13 protein-coding genes and 2 pseudogenes are annotated in these 14,990 nt (G+C 65.1%); 11 read left to right on the top strand and 4 right to left on the bottom strand.

The genetic code is table 11. From position 1 onward, the window contains the following. The first annotated feature begins 3 nt into the window (after positions 1 to 3). The 4 genes and pseudogenes from H3V53_RS09605 (at position 4) to H3V53_RS09620 (ending at position 2,849) form a co-directional block, all read left to right on the top strand. Positions 4 to 1,016: pseudogene (locus H3V53_RS09605) on the top strand (aldo/keto reductase). Positions 1,017 to 1,151: 135 nt separating this feature from the next. Beyond that, on the top strand, positions 1,152 to 1,664 hold the full coding sequence (locus H3V53_RS09610; protein WP_336597756.1) for a DUF1697 domain-containing protein: 513 nt from the start codon (positions 1,152 to 1,154) through the stop codon (positions 1,662 to 1,664). A gap of 95 nt (positions 1,665 to 1,759) precedes the next feature. After that, positions 1,760 to 2,233 (top strand): OsmC family protein, encoded by a 474-nt coding sequence (locus H3V53_RS09615; RefSeq protein ID WP_336597757.1) that lies wholly within the window; start codon positions 1,760 to 1,762, stop codon positions 2,231 to 2,233. Between the two features lie 139 nt (positions 2,234 to 2,372). After that, on the top strand, positions 2,373 to 2,849 hold the full coding sequence (locus tag H3V53_RS09620) for a VOC family protein (RefSeq protein WP_336597758.1): 477 nt from the start codon (positions 2,373 to 2,375) through the stop codon (positions 2,847 to 2,849). Positions 2,850 to 2,936: 87 nt separating this feature from the next. Here the strand turns inward: H3V53_RS09620 and H3V53_RS09625 are convergent, their stop codons facing one another. Continuing rightward, positions 2,937 to 3,575: an FMN-binding negative transcriptional regulator gene (locus H3V53_RS09625; RefSeq protein WP_336597759.1), complete on the bottom strand. Its 639-nt coding sequence runs from the start codon at positions 3,573 to 3,575 to the stop codon at positions 2,937 to 2,939. A gap of 119 nt (positions 3,576 to 3,694) precedes the next feature. Here H3V53_RS09625 and pdxR point away from each other — a divergent pair, with 119 nt between their 5' ends. Further along, positions 3,695 to 5,215, top strand: a complete 1,521-nt coding sequence (gene pdxR, locus H3V53_RS09630) for a MocR-like pyridoxine biosynthesis transcription factor PdxR (RefSeq protein WP_336597760.1) — start codon at positions 3,695 to 3,697, stop codon at positions 5,213 to 5,215. Between the two features lie 132 nt (positions 5,216 to 5,347). Here the strand turns inward: pdxR and H3V53_RS09635 are convergent, their stop codons facing one another. Both H3V53_RS09635 and H3V53_RS09640 read right to left on the bottom strand, forming a co-directional pair. After that, positions 5,348 to 5,734: an MFS transporter gene (locus tag H3V53_RS09635; protein ID WP_336597761.1), complete on the bottom strand. Its 387-nt coding sequence runs from the start codon at positions 5,732 to 5,734 to the stop codon at positions 5,348 to 5,350. A 161-nt stretch (positions 5,735 to 5,895) separates the two neighbouring features. Continuing rightward, positions 5,896 to 7,005, bottom strand: a complete 1,110-nt coding sequence (locus tag H3V53_RS09640) for an alkene reductase (protein ID WP_336597762.1) — start codon at positions 7,003 to 7,005, stop codon at positions 5,896 to 5,898. Between the two features lie 374 nt (positions 7,006 to 7,379). Between H3V53_RS09640 and H3V53_RS09645 the strand changes: the two are divergent. The 6 genes and pseudogenes from H3V53_RS09645 to H3V53_RS09670 form a co-directional block, all read left to right on the top strand. Next, positions 7,380 to 7,694: pseudogene (locus tag H3V53_RS09645) on the top strand (Gfo/Idh/MocA family protein); the annotation flags it as partial. A 163-nt stretch (positions 7,695 to 7,857) separates the two neighbouring features. Next, positions 7,858 to 8,496 carry a hypothetical protein gene (locus H3V53_RS09650; protein WP_336597819.1) on the top strand — a complete coding sequence of 213 codons (639 nt, stop codon included), beginning with the start codon at positions 7,858 to 7,860 and terminating at the stop codon, positions 8,494 to 8,496. A gap of 112 nt (positions 8,497 to 8,608) precedes the next feature. Continuing rightward, entirely contained in the window at positions 8,609 to 9,535 is a 927-nt protein-coding gene (locus tag H3V53_RS09655) for a LysR family transcriptional regulator (protein WP_336597818.1), read from the top strand. Between the two features lie 184 nt (positions 9,536 to 9,719). After that, positions 9,720 to 10,733 (top strand): D-cysteine desulfhydrase family protein, encoded by a 1,014-nt coding sequence (locus H3V53_RS09660; protein WP_336597763.1) that lies wholly within the window; start codon positions 9,720 to 9,722, stop codon positions 10,731 to 10,733. Positions 10,734 to 11,269: 536 nt separating this feature from the next. Then, positions 11,270 to 12,538 (top strand): acyl-CoA dehydrogenase family protein, encoded by a 1,269-nt coding sequence (locus H3V53_RS09665; RefSeq protein ID WP_336597764.1) that lies wholly within the window; start codon positions 11,270 to 11,272, stop codon positions 12,536 to 12,538. Between the two features lie 141 nt (positions 12,539 to 12,679). Continuing rightward, complete coding sequence (locus tag H3V53_RS09670; RefSeq protein WP_336597765.1) at positions 12,680 to 14,185, top strand: MFS transporter; 1,506 nt, start codon at positions 12,680 to 12,682, stop codon at positions 14,183 to 14,185. A gap of 105 nt (positions 14,186 to 14,290) precedes the next feature. Here H3V53_RS09670 and H3V53_RS43610 read toward each other — a convergent pair whose 3' ends face one another. Then, the gene (locus H3V53_RS43610; protein WP_419539468.1) at positions 14,291 to 14,929 is read right to left on the bottom strand and encodes a GNAT family N-acetyltransferase; all 639 of its coding nucleotides are present in this window, start codon (positions 14,927 to 14,929) and stop codon (positions 14,291 to 14,293) included. Between the last annotated feature and the right edge of the window lie 61 nt (positions 14,930 to 14,990).

Here is a 14,990-nt window from a genome sequence, read left to right on the forward strand (position 1 = left end):
AACATGAAGCAACTGCAACTCGGCAAGACGGGACCGGCGAGTTCGGCGCTCGGCCTCGGCTGCATGGGCATGTCGGGCATGTACGGACCGGCCGACCGCGCCGAAAGCATCGCGACCATTCATGCGGCGCTGGAGGCGGGCATCACGCTGTTCGACACGGGCGACTTCTACGGCTCGGGCCACAACGAAATCCTGCTCGGCGAGGCGCTCCGTAGCGCGCCGGCGTCGCGGCGCGACAACGCGCTCATCAGCGTGAAGTTCGGCGCGATGCGTGATCCGGCAGGCGGCTGGACGGCCTACGATGCGCGGCCCGCCGCCGTGAAGAATTTTCTCGCGTACTCACTGCAGCGCCTGGGCGTCGACCATATCGACATCTACCGTCCCGCGCGGCTCGATCCCAACGTGCCCATCGAGGAGACGGTCGGCGCGATTGCGGAGATGATCCAGGCAGGTTATGTGCGCCACGTCGGCTTGTCCGAGGTGGGTGCGGCGACGATCCGCAAGGCGGCGTCCGTCGCGCCCGTCTGCGATCTGCAGATCGAGTATTCGCTGGTCTCGCGCGGCATCGAAGACGACATCCTGCCGACGCTGCGCGAACTCGGCATCGCGGTGACGGCTTACGGCGTGCTGTCGCGCGGGCTCATCAGCGGACACTGGCAGAAGGACGCGGCGGGCAAGGGCGATTTCCGCGCGATGAGCCCGCGCTTCCAGGGCGAGAACGTCGAGCGCATCTCGCGCTCGTCGAAGCGCTGCGCAAGGTTGCGCAAAGCAAGGGCGTGTCGGTGGCGCAGATCGCGATTGCGTGGGTCGCCGCGCAAGGCGACGACATCGTGCCGCTCGTCGGCGCGCGGCGGCGCGACAGGCTGACGGAAGCACTCGGCGCACTCGACGTGAAGCTCGACGCCGACGACCTCGCCGCCATCGAAGAGGCCGTGCCCAAAGGCGCGGCAGCGGGCGAGCGTTACGCGGCCGCGCAGATGGCGCATCTCGACAGCGAGAAGCGCGGCGCGCATTGATGCATCGCGATGGCGATGGTGTTCACGCCGGGCCGCGCGTTTTCACATGGTCCGGCATGATCGCGGCATGGCCGATGAGGTAGCATCGAAAGCCAGTGTCCCGTGCCGCTCTCCCGGCCACTTTGTGAACCGACCATGACTACCTATGTTGCATTGCTGCGCGCCGTCAATGTCGGCGGAACCGGCAAGCTGCCGATGGCCGAACTGCGCCACCTGTGCGAAGCGGCGGGCTTCGCGAACGTGCGCACGTATATCGCGAGCGGCAACGTCGTGTTCGACAGCACGCTCGCGAAGCGCGCGGCGCAGCAGGCGCTCGAACAGCGCCTCGAAGCATACGCGGGCAAGCCCGTCGGCGTGCTGATCCGCACCGGCGAGGAAATGGCCGCCGTGCTGGCCGCAAATCCGTTTCATCGCGAAGCGCCGAACCGCACCGTCGCGATCTTTCTCGACGCCGCCCCGCCCGCCGACACGCTCGCGCACATTGCCGGCCAGCAGAACGAACAGGTCGCGCTCGGCAAGCACGAAATCTACGTGCATTACGGCGACGGCATGGCGAAGTCGAAGCTGCGCATTCCCGCCGCGAAAACAGGGACGGCGCGCAACATCAATACGATCGCGACGCTTGCGCAATGGGCGGCGCCGTCGTGATGCAGGGCGCCTCGTTGCTGCACATCGCGGGCGAAAGCTTGCTGACACCCATCTGATTTCTGATTGACCGTTCATTTCACGAGGGCTTTTCGGGCATGGCCAAACATACTGCGCTGATCGAATGGAGCGGCAACGGCAGCACATTCACCGACAACCGCTATAGCCGCGCGCATCGATGGACATTCGACGGCGGCGCCGTGGTGCCTGCGTCGAGTTCGCCGCATGTCGTGCGCGTGCCGTTCTCCGACCCCGCGGGCGTCGATCCCGAAGAGGCGTATGTCGCGGCGCTGTCGAGCTGCCATATGCTGTGGTTTCTGTCGATTGCGGCGGAGCAGGGTTATGTCGTTACGTCGTATCGCGACGAAGCCGAGGGCACGATGGAGAAAACCGACGCGGGCAAGCAAGTCGTGACGCGCGTCGTGCTCAGGCCGGCCGTTGCGTTCGCAGGCTCGAAAGCGCCCAGCAACGAGGCGCTCGCGCATCTGCATCATCTCGCGCACGACGCCTGCTTTCTCGCCAATTCGGTGAAGACGGCGATCGTCGTCGAAGGAAGCTGGAGTTTCGGTTAAGCGCCTTGCATGACGGAGACGGCGGGAACGCGACGTGCGCGCGCAGACTCTGTATAGTCGGCGCAGATGGGAAGCGACCGGGCGGTGCACCCACGAACTGGCGTCATCACGACGGCGCCACGTCTAAAAGGAGATTGCGATGGCGGAGCTTGTGACATGTCTGTGGTTCGATGAAGGCAGGGCGCGCGAGGCGGCGCAGTTCTATGCCGCGACCTTTCCCGACAGCCACGTCGACGACGGCCACGCATCGCCGATTCCTGGCATCGGACAAGGCGACGAGCTGACAGTCGAGTTCACCGTGCTCGGGCGGCGCTTCGTGGGACTGAACGGCGGACCCAACTACAAGGCGAACGAAGCCGTCAGTTTCATGGTCGAGACCGCCACGCAGGAAGAAACCGACCGCTACTGGGCGGCCATCACGGGCAATGGCGGCAAGGAAGCGCCGTGCGGCTGGTGCAAGGACCGCTGGGGCTTTTCGTGGCAGATCACGCCGAAACGGCTGCTCGAACTCGTCATGGGTGCCGATCGCGAAGCCGGCAAGCGCGCGATGGACGCGATGATGACGATGAAGAAGATCGACATCGCCGAGATAGAGCGCGCGGCGGCAGGGAAATAGGCGCGTTGTCGAGGGACGTTCCTCGCTGCGGCTTGTCGCGGGTTGGAGCCAGGGAACGTCCAGCCCGCGGGCAAAACGGCATGTGCGCTATTCGGCTTTCTTGTCGAGGTGAGCCAGCATCGCTTCGCCGATCACGCTGGGGCCGCTTGCCACGAGCGCTTCGCCTGCGCCTCGAATGTCGCGCGCCTCCTTGTTCTGGCCGAGTTTGCTCTTGCCCGTCAGACGCGTGATATCGATCTGCAACCCGACGATCGCGCCGAGCATCGTGTCGATGTATTCCTTCGGCGCATCGCCCATCTTCCACGGCCGCGGTTGCGCGGCTTCGTGCGCGCGCGTCAGACGGCCGACGACGCCGCGCACGTAGCGCTCGTCGTCGCGGACCGTGATGCGTCCATGCGCGTGAACGACGATGTAGTTCCAGGTCGGCACCTGCTTGTGCAGTTCGTGCTTGCTCGGATACCAGTTTGGCGAGATGTACGCATCGCCTGCGCGAAACACCACCAGCACTTCGTCGCCGTTCGCGACATCCTTCCACACGGGATTGGCCCGCGCGACGTGCGCGTGCAGCACGCCGAACTCGCCGTCGTCCGCCGCGAGGTCGAAGGGAAGATGGTTGGCGTCGAGTCCGTTCGCCCCATGCGTGATGAGCATGCCGAACGGGTTGCGCGCGATGTGCGCGTGCAGGACGTCAGTGCGGGATTCCGTGAAGTGCGCCGGTAGGTACATGTGCGTCTGCCTGATAAAAAGTGAAGCGCGTGTAGTTGCGTATTGGACGACCGTCATGGTGTCCTTTAACTGGTTTATTCTGTAGATCCAGTTTAGACCAGTTCGACAGGACCAGAATCATGCCAAGAACGGCCGGAGTGGCGGGCATACCGTCGCTCGGAGTACTGAACCGGGAGGCCGGAAACCTGAGCAGGCAGCTCGCGGACGCGTTGCGCGAGGCCGTGCGCAACGGCGCCATCCGTCCCGGCGATGCGTTGCCGTCCACACGCTTGCTGGCAGCGTCGCTCGACGTCGCACGCGGCACCGTGATCGAAGCCTACGAGCAACTGATCGCAGAGGGCTTTCTGGAATCGAAAGGGCGGTCGGCCACACGCGTTGCGTCGGCGCTCGCTTTGCCACGCGCGATCGAGCCGCCTGCGCGGCGCTCGCGGGCTATTCGCAGAACCGCCCGCAGCCGCCTGCCCGCGCCCGCGGCGGCCTTTGCGCAGATAGCAGGCGAATTCAGGCCGCTTGCGCCCGTGCCGTTTGCGATCTCGGTGCCAGGCGGCCTCACCGCGCCCGCCGACATCTGGCGCCGGCTCGGAAACCGCGTGCGCGCCAAAGGCGAGGGCGCGCCCGCCGGATACGCCGACCCGCTCGGCGCGCGGCCGTTGCGCGAAGCGATTGCGCAGTACGTGCGCAAGTCGCGCTCCGTGCGTTGCGACGCGGATCAGGTGCTCATCACGAGCGGCACGCAACAGGGTCTCTATCTCGCCAGCCAGGTGCTGCTGGAAGCGGGCGACCCGGTGTGGGTCGAGAATCCGGCGTATCGCGGCCTCACCGCGATTCTCGAAAGCACGGGGCATGGCGATTCGATGATCCGCGTGCCCGTCGACGCGGAAGGCATCGACGTCGAAGCCGGCATCGGCATGGCGCGCCGTGCGCGGGCTGCGTTCGTCACGCCGTCGCATCAGTATCCGCTGGGCATGCCGCTCAGCATGGCGCGCCGGGCGGCGTTGCTGGCGTGGGCGCGCAAAGTCAACGCGTGGGTCGTCGAGGACGATTACGACAGCGAGCTTCGATATCAGGGGCATCCCTTTCCGTCGCTGCAAGGTCTCGACCCTGAGCGCGTGGTGTATCTCGGCACGTTCAGCAAGATTCTGTATCCGTCGCTGCGCCTGGGCTATGTGATCGCGCCCGCCGATCTGATCGATGCGTTCTGCGGCGCGCGCGTGCTGATGGACCGGCATCCGCCGAACGCCGACCAGCATCTGCTGGCGGCGTTCATCGCGCAGGGGCATCTGGAGCGGCACATCCGCCGGGTGCGCAATGTCTACGCGGAACATCGGACGCAACTGATCGAGACGCTGACGAGGTTGCTTCCCACGCCGCTCGCGTGGGTCGAACCCGGCGATCAGGGCATGCATCTGGTGCTCTGGCTGGCGAAGGGCGTGGACGATCGGATCGTCGCCGAACTCGCGGCCAAATCGGGCGTCTCCGTGCGCGCCGTTTCGCCCATGTACGCGCGGGACACGGCGCGATCCGGGCTGGTGCTGGGTTTCGGCGGATTCAGTGCTGGGCAGATGCAGGACGCGTCGCAGCGCCTTGCCGCCGTGATTCACGAAGTGCATGAGGCCGGACGCGCGCGACGGCGCCGCTGAGCGCCGCTGTTGCAAGAGCGTCTCTGCACGCCTGTCGGCGTGTGATGGAAGCGGAATGGGCAGCCTGAGGCCTGAGCGGCGGCGCTCTGCTTTCGACCGTTCCGTTCGGGCAAGGCCGTCGATCGAACACGCTTATTGCGCGAGCACGGTCGCCAGCGTGCGCCGCGTCGTCGCGAACGAAGCGAGCACGGCGAGGCCCAGCGCCGAGAGCAGCACGCCCAGATGCATCGCGCCCGTTGCGCCCGCGTGATCGACCGCGACGCCGCCCGCCAGCGAGCCGGCCGCGATGGCCGTCTGCACGGCGCTGACGAACAGCGCGGAGGCCGCTTCCGGCCGCTGCGGCGACGTCAGCCGCATCCATATGCTCAGGCACAGCGGGATCGCGCCATATGCGATGCCCCACGCGAGCACGCCCGCGACGACGGCGCCATGCGTGTGCGCGAAGGCAGGAAGCGCGAGCAGCGAGGCCATGACGAGCGCCGTCATCGCCGACAGGGACAGCCGCGGATGAGAGGTCACGAAAGCCGACGCGCGAAATGCTGGAAACGCGCGGCAGCGCCACATTCGGCGCCGCGCATACGTGTGATGAGCGGCCGTCGCCGGGACGATGCAGTGCGAACATGCGATGTCCGCGCAGGCGATCGACGGCGACGCATGCCGCCGCGTGCCCGCCCGCCGCGTTATGCCGCGACGGCGGCTTCCTGATGGAACGGGTAGTCCGTGTAGCCGAGATCCGTGCCGCCGAAGAAGGTCGCGCGATCGTACGGATTGAGGGGCAGGCGCTTGCGCAACCGCTCCGGCAAATCCGGATTCGCGATGAAGTGTCGTCCGAACGCGACGAGATCGGCGTCGCCCGACTGGAGAATCGCCTCGGCGCTGTCGCCGTCGAATCCGCCCGCCGCGACGATCGGTCCGCGGAAATGCGCGCGCAGCGACTTCGCGGCGATCGGGTGCTGCTCGCGGGCCTCGTCCTCGACATTGCCGGCGATGCGCGGTTCGATCAGGTGCAGATACGCGAGGCCCAGCTTGTCCAGTTCCATCGCCACGTAGGTGAAGAGCGTCTGCGGGTCGCTGTCCGACATATCGCCCCACGAGCCGCTCGGTCCGAGGCGAACGGCAACCTTGTCCGCGCCCCACACGGAGATCACGGCCCGCGTCGTGTCGAGCAGCAGGCGCGCGCGATTCTCGATCGAGCCGCCGTATTCGTCGGTGCGCCGGTTGCTGCCGTCCTGAAGGAACTGGTCGAGCAGATAGCCGTTGGCGGCATGCAGTTCGACACCGTCGAAGCCCGCTTCGACGCCGCGCGCGGCGGCCATGCGGAAGCTCTCGACGATGTCCGCGATCTCCGCCGTTTCCAGCGTGCGGTTCGGCGTGTTGGGCACCCAGCCCGCTTCCGTGTATGCGACGCCGCCATGCGGTACTTCGGACGGTCCGACAGGGCGGCCACCGCCCGGCTGCAATTGCGCGTTCGATTGGCGGCCGGCGTGATAAAGCTGCAGGAAAATCTTGCCGCCCTTGGCGTGCACGGCGTGCGTGACGGCCTTCCAGCCCGCGATCTGGCTGTCGTCGTAGAGGCCCGGCGCGCCGAGATAGCCGTTGCCGTTCGGCGCCGCAATAGTGGCTTCGCCGATGAGCAGCGCGCCGGGCGACGTGCGCTGTGCGTAGTATTCGGCCATCAGCGGGCCGGGACGCGCGCCGCTCTCGGCACGCATGCGGGTGAGCGGGGCGAGGACGACGCGATGCGCGAATTCGTACTGACCGACCGGGATTTTCGAAAAGAGCCTGGACATTTCTTTCTCCACAAACTTGAGTGATCCGTAAAGCCGTTGCGCGCCGTTGCGCAGTGCCGTTGCATCTGGCCGCTGACGGGCGACGCTTGAACGCAACTGTAGACGCGGCGGCGGGCGCGAAAAACGGGCCACGGGTTCGATCACCCCGGACGCGCGTGTCCGCAATCGCACCGCGCCTCGCGGGGAAAGGCCTACACTCGGTGTGTCGCGCATTCGCAGCGATTGTTGGCGCAGGAAAAACAGTGATGTCGTCTCTGCCGCATTTATCGTCCGGGCGGCCATTCCGATAATTCGACCCGTCTCGACGCGTGCCGCGATTCGAAGCGTGTGCCGCGCGAGACTGCCCTGATCATTCATCTGGAGAGTCGGAGAACATGGACGCGTCACACGTTGCGCCGTTGTGCGTGGGGGTCATCGGCGTCGGCAACTGGGCGAAGCACGGTCATTTGCGCGTGCTCGACCTGTTGCCGCAATACACGCTGCAGGCGGTGTACAGCCATCGGCGCGAAGCCGCCGAAGCGGCAACGCGTGAATACGGCATCGCTCGCGTGGCCGAATCTATTGATGAACTCGTCGACAGCGCCGATATCGATCTCGTGATCGTGCTCAACACGGCTCCGCAGCATGCGCAGACGGTGAAGCGCGTGATCGCCGCGGGCAAGCATGTCTATTGCGAATGGCCGCTGACGACCACGCCGGGCGAAACGGAGGAACTGCTGCGTCTCGCGCAAGCGCGCGGCGTGCGTCATGTGGCCGGTCTGCAGAGGCGGCTCGCGCCGCACACCCGTTACGTGCGCGACCTGATCGCGCAGGGCTATGTGGGCGAGCTGCGCTCCGCGCATGCACGTCAGCATGAATTACTTCCAGGCGACGCGCGGGCGGGCGCTCGAATGGACCGTGCCGCCCGAGAATTTTTCGTCAGTCGTGGCGATTTACGGCGGGCATTTTCTCGACATGCTCTTCGCGGCGACGGGCTGGCCTCACACCATTGCGGCGCTGACGCCGAACCAGTTTCCCGTCGTTCCGATCCGCGAGACGGGCGTTGCCACGCCCACTTCGACGCCCGCTCAGCTCGTGCTGATGGGCATGCTGAACGAGACGGCAGTCGTTTCGGTGCATGTCGAAGGCGGCAAGCGCAACGGCTCCGGCGTGCAGATCGACATCACGGGTACGGAGGGCGACTTGCGGATCGTGAATGCATCGGCGTTCGGCGATGTAGGCGACGATTATGAAATCTTCGGCGCCCACGGCGACAAAGCGCCGCTCGAACGATTGCCCGTGCCGCAGCCGTATCTGCGCTTGCCGGAGTCGGCGCGGCCGTCCGCCGTGCTCGAACTGGCCGAGCTGTACTGGGCCTATGCGCACGACGTCGAACATGGCACGCAGACGACGCCGACCTTCGCCGACACCGTGCGGATGCATCGTCTGATCGACGGTGCGCACGCGTCATTCGATTCGCACGAGTTCGTTCGCCTGAACGCGGCGTCATAGATGGTTTGATTTTGCACAGCCGGGGAGCGTTGCAATGGTCAAGTCCACTCGTCCTTCAACAGAACGATCCGCGCCGGTCTCGGGCGTCGTCAGCGGGCGCTCGAGCGGCGCGATGGATCACATGAGCGGCATGGTGATCTTCACGCGTGCAGCGGAAACGCTGAGCTTCGCGGAAGCGGGGCGGCAACTGGGGCTGTCTTCGTCGGCGATCGGCAAGGCGGTCGCGCGGCTCGAGACGCGCCTCGCCGTGCGGCTGTTTCATCGCAGCACGCGCAGCGTGCGCCTCACGCCCGAAGGCGAACTGTTTCTCGCGCGCTGCCAGCGCATACTCAACGAGATCGAAGAGGCCGAATCGGAACTCGCGATCTCGCGCGAGAAGCCGATGGGACGGCTACGCGTGAGCATCCCGCTCGTCGGCACGCTGCTGATGCCCGTGCTGTCGGCGTTCATGCGCAACTATCCCGACGTGCAGCTCGACATCGATTTCAGCGATCGCATGGTCGACGTGATCGAGGACGGCTTCGACGTCGTGTTGCGCACGGGCGATGCCGTCGATTCGCAACTCACGATGCGCACGCTCGGCCACTATTCGCATGTCATCGTCGGCTCGCCTGCGTATCTGGCGCAGCACGGCACGCCGGCTACGCCGGAAGAACTCGTCGCGCATGCCTGTTTGCAGCATCGATTCTCGCGCACTGGGCGGCTCAGGGTCTGGGCGTTCACGCGCGATGGCGCGCGGTTCGACGTCGAGCTGCCGTCGACGGCTATCGCGACTGCCGTGGAGCCGCTCATCGCGTTGGCCGAGCAGGGACTCGGGCTGACCAATGCGCCCGATTTCGCGGTGCGCTCGCAACTCGCGAACGGTTCGCTCGTCACCGTGCTTCGCGAGTTCACGAACGACCGGATTCCTTTCAATGCGCTATGGCCGTCGGGCCGCATGACGCCGCCCAAAGTGCGCGCATTCGTCGATTTTCTGAATCAGCATCTGTTTCCGGCTACGTGGCTGCACGGCACTGTCGAGAGCGATCAGCCGGCCTGAGCGTGCATGACGTAACGTGGAGTGGCGGGCGCTGCGTCGGTCGAATCACCGGCTGTCAGCGCGTTCCGGGCCGACTCACTATAATCGTTGGCCTCGCGCCGACCTCGACATCGACATCGACATCGACATCGGCGAGAAGACCTTCCGCCGCGCCGCACCGATACGTCACGGATCAATGAACGCCATGCCCTCGTCACGCCAACTCGATCTTTCCCATTTTCCGCGCCGTACGCTTCTTGAGAATCCGACGCCGATCCAGCATCTCGCCCGCCTCAGTGCGCATCTCGGCGGCGCGAACCTTTACGTCAAGCGTGACGATCTGATCGGTCTTGGCGGCGGCGGAAGCAAATTGAGGAAACTCGAGTTCCTGCTTGGAGAGGCGTGCGAGCTAGGCGCGGACACCATCATCACGGTGGGCGCGCGGCAGTCCAATCATGCGCGGCTCACGGCGGCCGTCGCGGCGCGCGCGGGCCTCGCCTGCGAACTCGTCCTGACACGCGCCGTGCCGCGTTTCGACAGCGACTACACCGACAACGGAAACATTCTGCTCGACGATCTGTTTGGCGCACGCGTGCACGATCTGCCCGGCACCGCCAATGCACTCGAATTCGCCGAGCAGCGCGCCGACGAACTGCGGGCGCAGGGGCGCAACGTGTATGTGTGCCCGCTCGGCGGTTCGAGTGCGGTGGGATGTCTGGGCTATGCGGACTGCGCGGCGGAAATCGTTGCGCAAGCTGACGCGCAGGGCATCGCATTCGATCGCATCGTCGTGCCCAATGGAAGCGGCGGCATGCAAGCGGGGCTTGTTGCCGGATTTATCGCGCTCGGCCTCGATCCGTCGATTGTCGCGGCGCATACCGTGCTGGCCCAGGCCGAACCGATGCGCACAACCACACTCGACAAAGCCAATCAGACGGCGCAGCTCATCGATGCAAACCTGCACGTGGAAAGCAGCGCAATTGTGATTGACGAAACGCAGCGCGGACCGGGCTACGGCATTCCGACCGACAGCATGCGCGAGGCCGTTCGCCTGATGGCGTCGATGGAAGGACTGCTGCTCGATCCCGTGTATGGCGGAAAGGCGTTTGCGGGACTTCTGCACAGCGTGCGATCCGGCGAATATGTGGCCGGGCAGAATATCCTGTTCGTGATGACGGGCGGACTGCCTGGACTCTTTGCATATCGAAGCGCCTTCTAAACCGGCGCCCGCGCGCGGCCGTTTATGTCACGCGGCCGCTATCGCGCGATCAATATGCCCACCAGCCTGGACCCCACATGCTCCAGCTCCACGCGGCGTTCTCGTTCATCTCGGCGTTCATGCGTTCCTGGTTGATGAAGTTCTGCTGCAGCTGTTCGCGCTTGTAATTGTCCCAGGCGTTTTCGTCGCCGACGTACAGGCAGCCGCACGCGGATGAATCTCAGACGCGCCACGGTTCTGATCGCGATGTGCATGGGCGTTCTGCTTGCAGGTTGTGCGACGCCTGTCGAGCGCGCCAATGAGAAGAACGCTCTGTTCTCCTGGCGCGCTTCTTTTCGTCTTCGCACGCGCCGGATCACGGCATCGGCCACGCACATTGCGCAAGCGCAATCCTCATCGCGCGATATCCAAAGCACACATTCGTCTAAAGCGAAGCGTCAGCGCGTTCGACCATATCGTTATCGGCTTTTGTTGGTTGCATCGACATCAGTCGGGCACGTAGTCTGACCGATTGTGAAACCGAAGAGAGAGTGTCGATGAGTACGATTCAGAGCGCGCAAGATGCGGACGAAGCCGAACTGGATGCACGCTTTGCGCCCATATTCGAGCGCATCGCAGCGGGAAGCATCGAGCGCGAGCAGAAGCGCGAACTTGCGCACGAACCGGTGAGCTGGCTCAAGGAGGCGGGCTTCACGGCGTTGCGTGTACCGACGCGTTACGGCGGTGGCGGTGCGACATTGCCGCAGTTTTTCCGCCTGCTGACGCGGCTTGGCGAAGCCGACTCGAACCTGCCGCAGATCTTGCGACTGAACGCCGGCTTCATCGAAAGCATGCTCGAGAGCGACGATGAAAGTCTGCGCGAGCGCTGGCTCACGAAAATTGCCGCAGGCGAGGTGGTCGGCGCGGCGATTTCCGAGCGTACGGGCGCCACGCACAACAGCGTCACGCTGACGCCCGATGCAAGCGGCAGCGGCTGGCGCCTGAACGGCGAGAAGTACTACAGCACGGGCACGCTCTACGCGGACTGGATCGACGTCGCGGCGCACGACGGCACCGACGATGTGCGCGTGCTCGTTCGCGCCGACGCGCGCGGCGTGACGCGCATCGATGACTGGGACGGCTTCGGCCAGCGGCTGACGGCGAGCGGCACAACGCGCTTCGAGTCGGTTCACGTCGACAACGCGCAACTGCTCAAGCGCTACAAGGCGTCGGAGCCGCGCCGCAACACGTCGCTCACGGCGTTCTATCAAACCGTTCATCTCGCCACACTGACGGGCATCGCGCGCGCCGTGCTGCGCGACGGCATCGCATTCGCGCAGGCGCGCACGCGCACATTCGGCGTGCCGGGACGGTCGAGCCCGCGCGACAATCCGCTCGTGCATCGCGTGGTGGGGCGCCTTGCGAGCCTTGCCTATTCGGCGCAAAGCATCACCGGGTCGGTGGCGCGTTCGCTCGAAAGCGCGTATCAGGCGCGGCTCGAAGGCCGCGCGACGACGCAGACCTATATCGCACTCGATATCGAGGCATACAAGGCGCAGCAGATCGTGATCGAACAGGTGCTGGAAGCGGCCACGCTCGTGTTCGAAGTGGGCGGCGCCTCGGCAACCAGCGAAACGCGACGGCTCGATCGCCACTGGCGCAACGCGCGCGTGCTGGCTTCGCACAATCCGGCGATCCAGCGCGAAGGCATGGTCGGCAACTATCACCTGAACGGTGAGCCGGCCAGCGAGCGCTTCAGTCTCGCGCATTCGCGCAGCGAGCTGCAACGCGACGCGGTGGCCAGTGCGGTTGCCGTCGACGGCTAGCCGCGGCAAACCGCGCGGGCGCTGTCGATCGCAGTTGATCGCCGATCGCTTGGCGATTTACATATGCGTAAAGATCGTTTGGAATGCGAATGGCGCATCGATAGCATGCAGGGACTGTTGACTTAACCTTAGAAAGCCACCATGTCTACCGTCGCTATTTCACCCGATCCGCTTCGGGATTCTATCGAACCAGTCATTGCGCAACCCGCCATCATCCGTTCGGCGCAAGACGTATCGCGTATCGTCAATGCGGGTGCCGCGAAGGGCAGCAATGCCCGCGTCGTGATCGCCATCGCGCTGGGCGGCGTCTTTCTCGACGCCTACGATCTGACTTCGCTGGCTTACGGCATCAAGGACATCGCGAAGCAGTTCGCGTTGTCGCCCGTGCAGGTCGGCTTCGTGTCGTCGGCGATCGCCTTCGGCGCGATCCTGGGCGCGCTGTTCGGCGGCTATCTGACGGACAGCATCGGCCGCTATCGCGTGTTCATGGCCGACATGCTGTTCTTCGTCGTCGCCGCCATTGCGGCAGGGCTCGCGCCCAACGCATGGGTGCTCGGCGCTGCGCGCTTTCTGATGGGCTTCGGCGTCGGGCTCGATCTGCCAGTGGCAATGGCCTTTCTCGCGGAGTTCTCCCGCGTGGCGGGAAAAGGCAACAAGGCCGCGAGCGTCGCGGCGTGGTGCCCGGCGTGGTACGCGGCAACGAGCACTTGCTATCTGCTCATTCTCGGGCTCTACGCGATCTTGCCGGCGCAGCAGTTGGGCTGGCTGTGGCGACTCACGCTCGCGTTCGGCGCGGTGCCTGCCATTGCGATCATTCTGGTGCGCAGCCGCTATATCAGCGAATCGCCCGTTTGGGCAGCGAACCAGGGCGACCTGGACGGTGCCGCGCGTATCCTGAAGCGCACCTATGGCATCGACGCGATCGTCGAGCGGACTGCGGCGCCCACAGTGCGGCCGCGCCGCGCTTCGTGGCGCAACTACGGCGTGCTGTTCAACGCGACCTATCGCAAGCGCACGATACTCGCGGCCGTGATCGGCAGCGCATCGTCGTTTGGCTATAACGCGATCATCTTCGGCTTGCCTGTCATCATCACCAGCTTTTTCGCGCAAGGTCCGCTCACGACCATCGTCGCCTCGCTTGCGCTGAACCTGCTATTCGCGTTTGTCGGCGGCCTGATCGGCGTGCGCACGGCGCCGACGGTCGGTGCGTGGAAGATGACGGTGCTCGGGCATGCGCTGCAGTTTGCTTCGCTAATCGGACTTGCGCTCATCGGCCGGCCAAGCGGCAGCGCGCTCGTCGTCGCGGCGATCCTGCTGCTGGGCGGCTATCTGTTCGGACAAGGCTTTGGCCCCGGCTCGCATTCGATGACGTTCGCGTCGCTCAGTTATCCGACATGGCTGCGCGGCATCGGCGTCGGCTTCAATCAGACGCTCGTGCGCACGGCGTCGACGATCTCGCTGTTTCTGTTCCCCGTTCTGGCAGGCGCGCTCGGCACGAAGGTATTCTGGGTGATCGCCGTCGCGCCGCTCACGTCGCTGCTGGTGCTGCTGGCGATTCGCTGGGAACCGTCGGGTTATGACATCGACGGCGAAGACTATCTGCAAGGCGAATCCGTTGAACGCGGGACGATACGCGCCGAAGGGTGATCGAGTGCTTGTGCCGCCGGGCGGCATCACGAAGTCATACAAGCTGCTGCGTGCGCCGTCAATGTGGTGTATGCAGGCACGCATCGAATCGCATCGATTCCCACGTTATGCAGCAAAGCGGACGAATCGCGCGCTGGGCAACGCGATCTGATGGGTCCACGCAGCCAGCGTGCGCGCCACCACGGGCGCCTTGCTGAGAATCGCGCTCTCGTACACTTTGCCTTTGAAGCGCACGGCATCGACGATACGAAAGCCCTGCGCGCGATAGAACGAAACGAGATGCGCAGCGGGGTACGGTGTATCGAGCGCGAGTTCGGCGTAGCCGCGTGTCGCGGCCCAATGCTCGGCGAAGGCAAGCAGCGACTTGCCGATGCCGCGGTTTTGCCATGACGGGTCGATGGCCAACTGACGAATCGTCGCGACATCGCGCCGGTGGTAGTGCTCGCAGGCCGACTCGCTGTCGCTGGCGGACAGCGTCATCGTGCCGATCACTTGTGCGTCGCTGACCACGACGAAGCAGTCGCCCGCCTGCGCGCGCCGGATCGTGACCGACACGTCCTGATCGACGCAGGTGCAGTTCAGCTCCATCATGCCCAGACGTGCGAACGCGCGATGCAGCATCGTCGTGAGTTGCTCGTACGAGTCGCGCGACGGATCGAAGCGTCTGAGCACCACGCTGCCGATTCCTCGCTTCAGGTGTGCAAGAGGCGGATGCGGTGCGTTCTTTGTATGGCGTTTTGTCATGCCATCTCTGCGGACTTCATGCGATGAGTAAGCTTCAGGGCTCGCACATGGGCGCCACAAA

It is taken from the genome of Paraburkholderia bengalensis, assembly GCF_037126505.1.
Lineage (GTDB): Bacteria > Pseudomonadota > Gammaproteobacteria > Burkholderiales > Burkholderiaceae > Paraburkholderia > Paraburkholderia bengalensis.